The 13,315-nt window shown below is 51.4% G+C and carries 8 protein-coding genes and 1 other RNA gene; 8 read left to right on the forward strand and 1 reads right to left on the reverse strand.

Annotation, left to right across the window (positions count from 1 at the left end):
- From BST81_RS23815 to BST81_RS23850, 8 genes are all read left to right on the forward strand, one after another.
- Window positions 1-536 (forward strand): transposase (locus BST81_RS23815; protein WP_216351440.1); only part of this gene is annotated, 536 nt, incomplete at its 5' end.
- A 99-nt stretch (window positions 537-635) separates the two neighbouring features.
- On the forward strand, window positions 636-2,072 hold the full coding sequence (locus BST81_RS23820; RefSeq protein ID WP_075601023.1) for a response regulator: 1,437 nt from the start codon (window positions 636-638) through the stop codon (window positions 2,070-2,072).
- A 310-nt stretch (window positions 2,073-2,382) separates the two neighbouring features.
- Window positions 2,383-4,167 carry an iron uptake porin gene (locus BST81_RS23825; RefSeq protein ID WP_083637051.1) on the forward strand — a complete coding sequence of 595 codons (1,785 nt, stop codon included), beginning with the start codon at window positions 2,383-2,385 and terminating at the stop codon, window positions 4,165-4,167.
- Between the two features lie 125 nt (window positions 4,168-4,292).
- Window positions 4,293-6,536, forward strand: coding sequence for a response regulator (locus tag BST81_RS23830; RefSeq protein WP_075601024.1), 2,244 nt, complete (start codon window positions 4,293-4,295; stop codon window positions 6,534-6,536).
- Window positions 6,537-6,591: 55 nt separating this feature from the next.
- Window positions 6,592-7,638, forward strand: coding sequence for an ATP-binding protein (locus BST81_RS23835; RefSeq protein WP_075601025.1), 1,047 nt, complete (start codon window positions 6,592-6,594; stop codon window positions 7,636-7,638).
- 86 nt (window positions 7,639-7,724) lie between these two features.
- A complete protein-coding gene (locus BST81_RS23840) occupies window positions 7,725-8,099 on the forward strand; it encodes a response regulator (protein ID WP_075601026.1) in 375 nt (124 codons plus the stop codon).
- A gap of 79 nt (window positions 8,100-8,178) precedes the next feature.
- Window positions 8,179-8,566: a transfer-messenger RNA gene (gene ssrA, locus BST81_RS23845) on the forward strand.
- An 84-nt stretch (window positions 8,567-8,650) separates the two neighbouring features.
- Window positions 8,651-11,848 (forward strand): WGR domain-containing protein, encoded by a 3,198-nt coding sequence (locus BST81_RS23850; protein WP_075601027.1) that lies wholly within the window; start codon window positions 8,651-8,653, stop codon window positions 11,846-11,848.
- Between the two features lie 352 nt (window positions 11,849-12,200).
- Here the strand turns inward: BST81_RS23850 and BST81_RS23860 are convergent, their stop codons facing one another.
- Window positions 12,201-13,091, reverse strand: coding sequence for a diguanylate cyclase (locus BST81_RS23860; protein ID WP_083637053.1), 891 nt, complete (start codon window positions 13,089-13,091; stop codon window positions 12,201-12,203).
- Window positions 13,092-13,315 lie beyond the last annotated feature (224 nt).

A 13,315-nucleotide genomic window follows, 5' to 3' on the forward strand; every position in this document is an offset into this window, starting at 1 on the left:
TGAAATATTTAGACGAATCCGGGTGTTGCTTGTGGAGTCCCGTCAGCTATAGCTACAGTCGCATTGGGGAGCAAAAGCGGCTCGAACAAACTCAACGTCGCAATGGACGGATCAGCATTTTAGGGTTGTGGCAACCCAATTGTCACTTCGAGTATGCTTTGGCTCAAGGGGGATTCAAGAGTGCCAGTTATGTCCAAGTCATGGACTGGATTGCCGAGAAGGCATCTGTTACCCTGGCTCAAACGGGGCGATTAACGGTAGTTGTTCAAGATAATGGCTCTGCCCATACCAGTCGTCTGGCTCAGCAACAATGGCTCAAGTGGCAAGCCCAAGGATTGTTCCTCTTCTGGTTGCCACCCTACTGTTCTGAGATGAATCGGATCGAGGAGCAGTGGCATCAACTCAAAACCCATGAAATTGCTGGGCGGATGTTTGAGCATGAAGTTGATTTAGCCGATGCGATCATCGAGGGAATGCAAGCTCGTAGTAGTAGGGGCAATTACTCCCTGGAACGTTTTATATTTAATTCCTCCTGACTACTTACCAGTCAAGATTTAATGACTTATTCACTGGACCTGAATCCAGTCAAAATTTCTATCTGCACAATGATTGAAACTTAAAGGGTGTTTTAAGTAATGATGCTAACTTCTAGCTCATCTTCAATTCTAATTGTGGATGACAATCCCACCAATTTGGAAGTTCTTTCAGAGGCTCTGTCCGATGCTGGTTTTCAGGTTTCAGTTGCCCTCGATGGGGAAAGTGCCATTGATCAGGCACAATATTATCAGCCAGAACTGGTTCTGCTGGATGTTATGATGCCTGGGATCGATGGCTTTGAAACCTGCCAGAGACTGAAGGCGAATCCGACAACCCGTGATATTCCTGTCATCTTCATGACGGCTCTGGCAGATACAGAACACAAGGTTCGGGGGTTAACCTCTGGAGCCATAGACTACATCACAAAACCATTTCAACAGGAAGAAGTCCTGGCGCGTGTTCGCTTGCAGCTTAATTTGCGCAATTTGAGCAAAACCCTGGAATTGCAGAATGTCAAGTTAAAACAGGAAATTGCTGAACGGGAAGCAGCTCAAACTGCACTACAAACCTTGACAAAGGATCTAGAACGGCGCGTAGAAGAACGGACAGCAGAGCTGTCGCAAGCTTTACAGAATTTGCAAGTTGCTCAATCCCAGTTGGTTCATGGAGAAAAACTAGCAACCCTGGGGCAGTTGGTTGCAGGGGTGGCTCACGAAATTAATAATCCAGTGAATTTTATCCATGGCAACATTGTTTTCGCTACCGATTACATCCGGGGAGTCTTGGATTTATTGCAACTGTACCAGACGCAATTCCCTGACAAAACGCCGGAAATCCAGCAACTTTCTGAAACCCTTGATCTTGAATTCATTCAGTCAGATCTACCTAGCCTGCTAACCTCCATGAAAGTGGGAACCGATCGGATTCGGGAAATTGTTCGATCTCTGCGGACCTTTGCCCGTCATGATGAGGCAGAGATCAAGCGTGTTGATTTGCATGACGGGATTGATAGTGCCCTAATGATTCTCAATAGCCGTCTTAAACCTCAGCAAAATTATCCCGCGATTCAGATTATTCGGGAGTATGGAGACCTACCCTCCGTCGAGTGCTATCCAGGGCAATTGAATCAGGTGTTCATGAATATCCTGAATAACGCGATCGATGCCGTAGAAGAAGCCATGGTTTATCGAAGCGTCAGGATTCTGGGTAAAGAAGCCGATCTGACTCCGCCAACCATTCGTATCTGCACGGCCCTGACAGAACATGAGCATATTGCTATTCGCATTGCTGATAGTGGCTTGGGGATGCCTGAAGAAATAAAACGTAGAATTTTTGAGCCTTTCTTCACAACCAAACCGGCTGGCAAAGGCACGGGTCTGGGGCTGTCCATTAGTCACCAAATTGTGGCAGAGAAACATCAGGGTAATCTGGAATGTTACTCTATACCAGGGCAGGGGACGGAATTTGTGATTCGAATTCCGATGTCTCAATCTATGGTTAGTGGCGTCGCTAATGTAGCCGTTAGCGCAGCTTGACTGAAAGACCATAATGATATCACGCCACTCAGGGTGGGAGTTTATCTGGTAGCAGCCAAAAATCTTAAAAAAATCAACGAGTGCATTGTTTCGAAGCACTAACTTGAACTTTACGCCAAGCACAACTCACTGTATTTAGAGATAATACGTAAGATTGTTGTAATTTGCTACTTACTACACGGGGGCGAACACTATCATGACTTATCATCAAAGGTCTGAAAAAAGGGATGGGCGATCGGGCAGGAAACTACATCAAACTCTCCACCCGCATTCATTTCAACCTCTCTTTACATCTGGCCTTGTTAGTGTCATGACTCTGGCAGGGCTGAATGGGGTCCTCCTCAGCTCTGTCCATGCGGAACCCATCCAGTCAGGTGGTGCAGCCCGCCTGTCTTTTGCTCCTGTAGAAGTAGCTCAGAACAATGCCTTGTCTCCCAGCAATCAACCCCCAGGGCAACCGAGTTCTTCTGCGCTGGAGGTCGAGGAGAACCCGATGGCTCAAGTGACCTCTGTCTCCCAACTTTCAGATGTACAACCAACAGATTGGGCCTTTCAAGCTCTGCAGTCCCTTGTGGAACGGTATGGCTGTGTTGTGGGCTATCCAGATGGTGCCTATCGGGGCAGTCGGGCCATGACGCGCTATGAGTTTGCCGCTGGCCTGAATGCCTGCATGGACCGGATCAATGAGCTGATTACTGCAGCAACAGCCAACCTGGTCACCAAAGAAGATCTAGCTACAGTGCAGCGATTACAGGAAGAGTTCGCTGCTGAGCTTGCCACGCTGCGAGGCCGGGTAGATGCCCTGGAAGCCAGAACAGCAACGCTGGAATCTCAACAATTCTCCACGACAACCAAGTTGAATGCGGAAGTTATTTTCCATCTGGCCGATACATTCGGGAGCGGGGCCGATCGGTTCAATGAGACGACAGTCAGTTATCGTGCCCGATTAGACTTCAACACCAGTTTTACCGGCAGAGACCGACTGAAAATCCGCCTGCAGGCAGCAAATTTTCAACTTTTTAGTGCTGGCAACCCAACCATTAACAACACAACTGGCGGATTTGGTGCTCCCCAGCGATTTGCCTCAACCTACCCCAATGCCTTTTCCGATGAGGCTCGCCTGTTGGCTTCCTTCGGGCCACAATTCCAAAATAACAATACTTTCCGCATTCACTTCTTGGGGTATGATTTCCCGGTGAGCGATCGACTCAATCTGCGAGTTCATGCGGGAGAAACAGACCCGACCTTGCTGGGGGCTGACCCAATTTCCCCTTTTAGTGACTTTACAACCGGTGCCGTTTCTAATTTTGCCAACTCCAATCCCCTGTATTACCCGATGGGGAACCAAGCCGGGTTTGGATTGGACTACCGGGTAACTGATTGGCTAACCTTAGCGGCTGGCTATACGGGCCAGAATACTGCCGGGGGGGCTGGAGCTCCCAATGTTCCCCAGCCAACCTCAGGCTTCTTCAATGGGGGCTACACAGCCTTCAGCCAGCTCACTGTTTATACTGATAACCTGACCCTGGGTCTGGTGTATTTGAACAGCTATACCCCCCAATTGGGCATTGATACCCTGGCGGGCAGTAATGCGGCTAAGGTGAGCACGGGAGGAACCTTCGGGGTTGCCAGTGACGATCGGGTCTCAGCCAACCACTATGGCCTGAATGTGAACTACCGGGTCAGCAAAGGCTTCCAGATTGGAGGCTGGTTTGGCTACTCTACTGCTCGCGTCCTGGGAGCGAGTACCGAGGGCGTTGCCACAGGCCGGGGGGGAGATGTGGAAGTTTTGAACTTTGCCCTCACCCTGGCGTTTCCAGATCTGGGCGGGAAAGGGAATCTGGGGGGCATCGTTTTTGGTGTTCAGCCGAAAGTGACAAGTACGAGTAATGCAACGGTGGCAGCCGCGATCGGCCTGCCTGGAGGGCAGCGGTCCGATCGAGACACGGGCTTTCATGTGGAGGCGTTTTATACCATTCGCTTGAATGACAATGTCGCCATTACTCCTGGCGTTTTCTGGCTGACGGCTCCTAACCATGATGAACGGAACCCTGATGCGGTTGTGGGTGTGATTAGAACCAGTTTCACGTTTTGAACAGGTGGGTCTGCCAGCAATCTTTCCTGTTCAGACCCACTTGCTTGGGTTACGCAATGCTCTCTTGAAACTTGATTCAGAAAACCTCTGAAGCAGATTCCATTTTGAATTGAGAATTTAGAGTCGTGAAGATTCTCCTTGTAGAAGACGATCGAGGTCTGGCTGAGCTCTTGCATCAGAAACTGACGCGAGAACGGTATCAGGTCGAACTTGCTTTTGACGGGCAGGCGGGCTGGGAGTTGGCAGAAGCCTTTCAGTATGATCTGATTCTGCTGGATTGGGTTCTGCCTAACTTGGATGGCGTGAGTTTCTGTAAGCAGTTGCGGGAGCAACAGCGCTTGTCATCTGCTCCTCTCAATCAATTGACACCTGTGATCTTGATGACAGCCCGTGATGAGAGTAGCAGCAAAGTTTTGGGTTTGAATGCTGGCGCAGATGACTACCTGGTGAAGCCGATCGACTTCAATGAACTGCTGGCTCGCATGCGAGTCCTCCTGCGACGACGCAGCAGTAGTGGGTCCTCTTTGCTCAGATGGGAAAGCCTGTGCCTGGATTTGAATAGCTCTACGGTCACTTGTAACGAGCAACTCTTGACCCTGACTCCCAAAGAGTATGAATTGCTGCAGTTTTTTTTGTTGAATCCCCAACGGATATTCAGTCAGAGCGCCTTAATTGAACATCTCTGGACCCTGGATGAACTGCCAACTGAAAGCACAGTGAGAGCCCATATCAAAGGGTTACGGCAGAAACTGAAGAAGCATGGGGCTGGAGATTTAATTGAGACTATCTATGGCCTGGGCTATCGCCTTAAACAAAATCAGACTGCTACTGCCCCACAGGAAGAAGTAGACCAGAAACCAGCCTCCTCGGCTCCAGATTCAACGTCTCCGCTGCCTATGGCCGGAACCCCTGCCGTTGAACTGGAACTCCAAGATATTTGGGCTGCACATCAGCAAAACTATCTCAATCTCCTCTCAGAGATTGAGCAGGCCGTCATGGCTATTGTGGCTGAAACCCTGACCGACGATAAGCGGCTTGAGGCGAGTCGGCAAGCCCATACGCTGGTGGGTTCCCTGGGCGCTTTTGGCCTGGAACAAGCCTCTCGATTGGCAAAGCAAATTGAGCAGAAACTGAATCAATCGGCTCCGATCGATGGGGTTTACTTGCACCAACTCTTGTTTGAACTCCGTCGAGCCTTACCGCCAGACTCTCAGAGAGATGTAGAATTAAACCCATCGGTATTGCCAGAACAATCTGTTCTACGGTTGCCCCCCCAGCCCTCTCTGCTTCTACCCCCAGAACCGGAGACATTACCAGAGCCCCAATACTCCCAGCCAGACAGTGAGCTGCAAAACTCGGAAGCCCAGCCCCAACAATTATTCTTAACAGTATCTCCCTCTTCTCGACAAATTCTGCAGCAAGAGGTCAGGTTACTGCTGGTGGATGACGATCCTGAAATTCTGGGTCTCCTCGACAAAATCCTTCTCCCCTGGGGGTTTCAGGTCATATTACCCGATCAGGCTCAGGGACTCTGGCAATCCCTGGAAGAAACCCTCCCTGATCTCCTGCTGTTGAATGCCGAACCCTCCAATCTGTGTAGTTCCCTGATGGGGTCCGAAAACTCGATAGTAGGGGCGTCCCTACCAGGATTTGCCCTCTGTCAGGCTGTGCGCAATCATGCTACCTGGTGTGAGTTACCTATTCTATTTCTATCAACTCAGACTCATTCAGAGCGGGTTCAGCAGATTTTTGCCGCTGGAGCTGACGACTATATCCAGAAACCGATCGTGGAAGCGGAACTGGTAACCCGTGTGGTAAGTCGTCTAGAGTGGCGGCAGATGTTGCGACAGTTGACCGAAACGGATGAGTTGACTGGGTTGAGCAATCGGCGTCGATCCACCTATGATCTGACTCGCCTTCTGCAAGTCGCAAAACGACAAAACCATTCCCTGGGGGTGGTGCTGTTAGATTTAGACTATCTGCAACCCATTATTGACCAGCACGGCATGGATGCGGGTAATCAAGTTCTGATTTACCTGGGCCAGCTTTTAAAGCAAATGCTTCGAAGCGAAGATGTGATTGGATATTGGGATAGCGGCGCGTTTATGCTGGGCCTGTATGGTATCACCGCCCTCGATACGGAGAAACGAATCGCTGCTCTACTACAGCTTCTCCAACAACAACCCTTTGTTGGACAAACTGAAACGCCGTTTTACGTTACCGCCAGTGCTGGCATCGCTCAATATCCTGAGGACGGGCAAAATGTACAGAAACTTTATGAGGTTGCCCATACAGCGCTTTATCAGGCTAAAAGCCGGGGACAGAATCAGGTTGCTACGATCATCAAAGGACTGGCGGACGTTTGCTAACAAACCCCTTCTAAGTCGAAAAACGACATTGGGATGGGGACTATTTCTATCGCTGATGTTTCAGTTGTTCACTATTGGGGCTCTGGTGATTGTACTCACCTACTGTACGATCGGGCTTCAAGGCAGGGCCAACAGCACGATTCTGCTATATCTGGGAATGCTAAGCTTGGCGATCACGTCTGGCCTTCTGACGTTTCCCAGGATGCTTCATCCCCTGACCTCTCCTGAACAGACCTCCCAAAGGCCCGCTGATCCTGAATGGACGTTTGAGATCAACCGCCCGAACCGGTCAGATGAGATGCAAATCCAAGAAGAATTTATTTCTATTGTCAGCCATGAACTGCGAACTCCCCTGACAGCTATTCAGGGAGCTTTGGAATTACTGGACAGTGGTCTGGTAGACCCCAGCTCAAATCGGGGACAGCAGGTGATTAAAATTGCCGTTAAGGGAGCGGACCGACTGTCGCGCCTGGTCAATGACATGCTGGATCTGGATGGACTGGACTCTGGCAGACTCCGATTGGACAAGCAGATCTGTAATACCCTGGAAATAGCTACAACAGCTGTGGAGCAGATGCAGACCATAGCAGCGGCGCAGGCTGTACAGTTAACCGTAGCAGTGGCGGGGATTCCGATCGAGGCCGATCACGATCGCCTGCTTCAGGTTCTGACCAATCTGCTTAGTAATGCAATCAAGTTCTCCCCCCCCGACAGCGAGGTGTGGGTTACTGCCACTCTCCTGAATTCAACAGAGAGTCAGCGCATCAGGAAATCTGGCTCTGCCTCCCCGGCTTCTGCTCACGTTCTGTTCTCCGTCAAGGACAAGGGACGGGGGATTCCGGCAGATAAACTGGAAACCATTTTTGAGCGCTTTAACCAGGTTGATGCCTCTAACTCTCGTCAGAAGGGAGGGACTGGTCTGGGGTTGGCTATCTGTCGCAGCATTGTCCAACAACATGGGGGCAGGATCTGGGCAGAAAGTATTCTGGGAGAAGGAAGCACGTTTTATTGGATGCTGCCGCAATTCCAGCCCAGATCCTCGCTTCTTCCAGGACCGCCCTCTCAAGAGGGCCTTGAACAGCCAGCAGTTAGAGGGCAGTAGCGAGGTTGAATGCTAACTACTGGCTCCTTCAGTAACCTTCAGACTGATGCCTTGAAATTAACCCGCCTTAAAAGTGCAAGACAGTGATGATTAGATTGATCCTGGTGATTGACGATGATCAGGGGATTCGTGACATTATTCGATTTGCCCTGGAACCAGTTGGTTGGCAGGTCAAAACAGCTCCCTCTGGCCATGAAGGGCTCATTCAGGCTCAAGCTCAACCACCCGATGCCATCTTGCTGGATGTGACCATGCCTGATTTGGATGGATATACGGTCGCCCACCGTCTGCGATCGCAGGCCACCACCCAAAACATTCCCATTATTTTGCTCACTGCTAGGGTCCAGGGCCATACTCCCCAGCAACTAGCCGAGTTGAAGGTTGCGGGGGTGATTACCAAGCCTTTCCGGGTCAGGGAGCTGGCTGATAAAGTCAAAAAGCTACTTCAATGGACCGATTAGGGCGATCCAGGCTCTATGATACAAGTTATGTGATCTGGTACTTCCAGAAGTCTATTCGCTATAATTAAGATCCACACAAGGGGCTGTAACGGTTTCGACGTGTTGGCGAACGCTGCTTCGTGATTCAGGCCGAGAGTGAGTCTCCTCTCGAAAATCAAAGGCTCAAAAAAAAGTAGATGCGAACAACATCGTTCCTTTTGCTCGTAAGGCCGTAGCTGTTGCCTAAAAAACCTTTCCAAGGTTAGAGAGCGTTCACAGGTTGACTCCGTTAAGGCTTGTGGACAAACCCCAACGGATGCTTCAGTCGTTAGCCTCTGGTCTACTGCTGACTAAGACTTTACTAGAGAATCCCATCGTCCGGGATAAGGGACGGTTCCCGCCTTGAGGATCAGATAGGCTAAGCCTGTGAATGAGCGAAAGGTCAATACCCAATGCGGACACGGGTTCGACTCCCGTCAGCTCCATTTTCAAAATAGAACAAGCAGAGATAGAACAATTTTCTTCTAAAGTAAGACCAATTCAAAACTTGAATTTTGAACTTGGGTAGGCCTATGCAACTTCTCCGGCGAATTACCCTCCTTTACCAGGAAGGCCGCTCCGATAAGGTCTATGAAGTCGATCTTTGTCAGGTCGCCCCCGATCGCTATGTCGTCAACTTTCGGTATGGGCGACGGGGCTCCACCCTGCGAGAAGGGGTCGAAACTGCCGATCCCTTATCCCTGGCGGCAGCCGAGCGCGCTTTTGATAAGCTGGTGGCCTCTAAGGTCAAAAAGGGTTACCAACATGTCTCTGCTGGCCTGGAACCTGCTCCACCCCCCTCCCCACTGCCGCCTGCAGAAGTTCCCGCCGATCCCGATGCTCGCCGTCAGCGGATTCTGACCCGTCTTGCTGCGGCCACAGAAGACAAACGATGGCCCCTGAGCCGGGTGATCTGGCGAGCAGGGGAACTGCAAATCACCGCTGCTGCTCCCCTGCTCCTGCGGTTATTGGGCCAGGGAGATGCCCTGCAAGACTACTGCCTTGTCTGGGCCTTAGGACGCTGTGGCGATCGCACCGTGATTCCCACCCTGGAACGTCTGTTGGAGGCCCGTCATATTCCCGACATGGTGCGGCGTATTGCCCTGGAGGCCCTATTCAAACTGGCCAACGAAGAGCAGCGTACCCGACTGCAGTCCTTCGTTATTTCCAAACTACCGCCAGAACTGCAAGCTGTTGAGACCCCATCCTTTCTACAAACTCTGGATGCCTACCTGAACCAATCCAACAAGGCCAACTGGGAGGTTCTCTATACCCTCTATTGTCTTGATTTCCCCCCGGTGCGATCGGTCCTATTATCCCGGCTTCAAACCCTTCCCCTGCTGCCGGGCTATTTCCGGCCCCTGCGCCATCTCTTCAAAGCCGCTGAGTACCGCCAGGATGGGGAAGTCTACGGTCTTCTTGCCTATCGCTTCGAGCAGGAGGACGCCTACTATCGCGATGACAGCTACTATATCCGGCTACCGGATAATACCTACCTGCAGCGCTACGAGTACACCTACGATTCCGTCAACCACCGCTACGCTCGGAAAGACACCCAGCAGATTAAAGCAGAACAAAGTAGCCCCACTTCCCGACTGGCCTATAGTCAGAAGACCCGTGAGTATCTGCTCCGCCGAACCTGGCGCACTTTGAGGCGATTGGGGGAACTAGGGGATGCGATCGGCTACACTACCCTGGCGACGGGTGTTTTACTGGCGCTTTCAGATACCGATGCGGAACCGGTCAGACAGACGGTTCGCACCCAGTATGACTGGCAATCTCGCCAGAATATTCCCATCGCCTCTGCGGATTGGGATGCCTTTGCCGGATTCATCACCTTTAACCATATTTTGTATGAGCACAGTCCCCGCTATCGGCTAAAACCAGGCGGTCGAGCCTGGTCCTGTAAATCACCCTACAAACCCGGTCATCCAGTTCCCCCAGAACGGGAAGAAGCCTTTCCAAACTTGTGGGAACAGCACCCCGCCCCTCTGGTGCAGCTCCTGCTAGAAAGTCACTGTCGGCCTGTACATGAGTTTGCCGTCAAGGCCCTACGATCGTGTCGTTCCTACTGTGCTGAGCTAACCCTGGAAATCATTAACCAGTTGCTCAACCGTTCCTATGAGGCCACAGCCCGGTTGGGGTTTGAGTTAGCTGCCGATCGCTATGATCCAACCCAGCCAGATCCGGAACTGCTGCTGGCGATAGCATCCTGTATCCTGCCAGAAGCCCGTGCTACTGCCCATCAGTGGATTGAGCAAAATCGCCAGGGTCTCCTGGAAAACAGTGCCTTGATCGCAGCTTTGATTACCAATCCCCAGGGTGATACCCGTCAGTTTGCACGTCAACTTTTGAGTGCAGCCCCCATTCGAGATTGGATTGCCGAAGCAACGGTTGGCCGCTCGATCGCGAGGCTCCTGACCCTGGCTCCTGAACAGGTAGCCGTGGCGCGAGATGCTGGTGAGACCCTGCTTTTGAGATTCGCACCCCAACTGCGAACGATCGGCCTGGGCATTGTCCGGGATCTTCTGCTCCATCCCCTGCCCGAAGTTCAGGAACTGGGAGCCCGAATTTTGCTCAACCACCAGACTCCTGCAGCAGACCTCCCTTCCGGCCTGATCGATGCCCTGATTCAGTCTCCTCACGAATCCATTCGGGGCCTGGGAGTTCAGTTACTTGGGCAACTCCCCGATCAGATTCTGATCAGCCAGGAGCAACTCCTCCTGACGTTTCTGATCCACGAACAGCCAGAAATCCGCAGTGGGATTCGTCCAGTGCTGAGTCGCCTGGGAAGCACCTATCCAGAATTTGGCCTGAACCTGGTAACGTTGGCGATAGATCTGTTGACCCGCCCCGAACCCCATGCGGGTGTTCATCAGGATGTATTGACTCTGCTCCAGGAAGATCTAACTGGTTGGATGGCTACGGCCACTGAGGCCATGGTGCGGACCTTGTTAGGGGCGGAATCTGCAATTGCCCAGGAACTGGCTGGGACCCTTCTAGCGGTCAAGGGGAGCACCTGGGCTGAAACCTGGAGTACCCCAGAAATTGTCCAACTGACCCATCAGGAGGTTCTGGCAGTGCGAGCCGCAGCACGGGAAATGCTGATGCATCTCCTGCCCCGCCTGCGCCAGGATCCTCTGGAGATGGCCGCTGCATTGCGGGTGCTGGAATCCAAATGGGAAGACTCGCGAGAATTTGGCTTTCGGTTGTTTGGCACTTTTTTCCAGGCTGAGGATTTTACACCCACCATTCTGATCAGTCTTTGCGATAGCACCCTGCCTGAGGTGCGGAAATTTGGCCGAGATCTGGTCAGTCGTTGTTTTCGGTCAGCCGATGGCCCGGAGTATCTGCTGAAATTCAGTGAACATCCATCGACGGATATGCAACTGTTTGCTACGAATTATCTGGAGAGCTATGCAGTAGATCATCCGGAATACCTGGAGGCCCTACAACCTTACTTTATTCGTACCCTCTCGCAGGTCAACCGGGGTCGGGTAGCCAAGCAACGCATCTTCAATTTTCTGGAGCGGGAGGCTCTCAAGAACCGCTTCTCCGCTGAGATCGTTGCAGCCATTTTGAATCGGCAATCTGGAACGATCGCCATTACAGATCGGGCCAGGGCGATCGAACTGATGGTCAAAATCCACCGGGCCTACCCTGAAATTCCTCTGGCCATCCGGGTTCAACCCTTATCGACCAGAAACCAGTCGTCCAGAATAGAACCGTGATTCCTCTCCCCCAAAATTGCTCAAGACTGCCCCTGATCCCGGCTAATGATGGGTCATGCCCCTCTTGCAGAGCCTCGCATCCCTTGTCAGGATGGTTTCAGTGACGATTTTCAGGAACTTCATCCCTCGGACCTCTGGTCTGGGGGGTTTTATTTGTTTTGTACCGTCCCTCAGGGCTTGTCATCGACGCCTGCTCGACTGGAAGTTTTGCACCTTAGGATCGTGGATTTAATAACTCCGAAATTTTCAGCCCTCACCCCCAACCCCCAACCCCTCCCCCTCTCCCAGCGGGAGAGGGGGCAGGGGGGTGAGGGCAATCAGGAGTTTATCGGTGTTATTTAATTCTCATTCCTTAGGGAGCAGGAAAAGAATTCCAGGGGTGAATAATCTGGTTTTTCCCCTGTTGTTTAGCCAGGTAAAGGCGTTGATCGGCTTCATCTAACAGGCTACCAGACGATCGCAGGGGGGAGGGAATCGTGCTGGCGATACCCATACTCAAAGTCACTTGGGGCGCAATACAAGATTGACTATGGGGAATCTGGAGCCGAGCGATCGCAACCTGCATTTGCTCGGCCACCTGAATAGCTCCCTGGGCATCTGTTTGGGGTAGGATAGCAACAAATTCCTCACCGCCATAGCGGGCAACCAGATCAGAGGGGCGTTTGAGGGTCGTGTGAAGGGCTTGGGCAATTTGCCTAAGGCAATCGTCTCCAGCCAAATGACCATAGGCATCGTTGTACTGTTTAAAGCAGTCAATGTCGCAGAGGATCACCGATAAGGGGGTCTGATCCCGTGTCATCTGCCGCCATTGATAGTCGAAATAGACATCAAACCGACGGCGATTTGGAATCTGAGTTAAGCCATCCAGGTCGGCCAGACGCAAGGTTTCATTTAGCTTGAGTTGCCATTGAGCATCCACTACATCTCCATGTTCCATGATGGTCTGGACAATTATTTCCAGATCATCCCGTTCCCTGGAAATTATTTCCAGGAGGGTCTGAAGCATAACCTCTGCTCGTTTTCGTTCGACTATCTCAGCACTCAGTTGGATATTTGTAGCGTGCAATTGTGCTTCGATAAAGTCCCCATGTTCTGCTGTTGTGGATAGGGCCAGATGTAAATCGTAGTTCTGCTGCCTCAAACGCTCATTTTCACGCTGTAAACGGTCAATTTCAACTCTTAAGTGGGTCTCTGAAGGCTCAAGCCTTTCCTGACCATATCGTTCTCCTTGATTTGAAAGCATGAACTCCGCCCCAGTTGCAATTGGAATGGCTCAAAGGACCCATTGTGGCTCTGATCAAAGATACCCTTCATCTTGATCATAAAGTTAGTTCTGGATGAAAGCTTGCAGGGTAACATACCCTGTCATGCTGGTGTATTTCATGATCACGTTTCAGTTTCAGTAACTTAGCTTCCTGAAGCTGAATTCTGACGGTAGAACGAAAGTATTCAGTCTTCCCTATTGTT

The organism is Leptolyngbya sp. 'hensonii' (assembly GCF_001939115.1).
Lineage (GTDB): Bacteria > Cyanobacteriota > Cyanobacteriia.

Excerpts from the sequence above, each read along its gene's own strand:
- BST81_RS23840 (WP_075601026.1), top strand. The coding sequence starts at position 7,725 with ATGATTAGATTGATCCTGGTGATTGACGATGATCAGGGGATTCGTGAC.
- BST81_RS23835 (WP_075601025.1), top strand. The coding sequence starts at position 6,592 with ATGTTTCAGTTGTTCACTATTGGGGCTCTGGTGATTGTACTCACCTAC.
- BST81_RS23820 (WP_075601023.1), top strand. The coding sequence starts at position 636 with ATGATGCTAACTTCTAGCTCATCTTCAATTCTAATTGTGGATGACAAT.
- BST81_RS23860 (WP_083637053.1), bottom strand. The coding sequence starts at position 13,091 with ATGCTTTCAAATCAAGGAGAACGATATGGTCAGGAAAGGCTTGAGCCT.
- BST81_RS23825 (WP_083637051.1), top strand. The coding sequence starts at position 2,383 with ATGACTCTGGCAGGGCTGAATGGGGTCCTCCTCAGCTCTGTCCATGCG.
- BST81_RS23850 (WP_075601027.1), top strand. The coding sequence starts at position 8,651 with ATGCAACTTCTCCGGCGAATTACCCTCCTTTACCAGGAAGGCCGCTCC.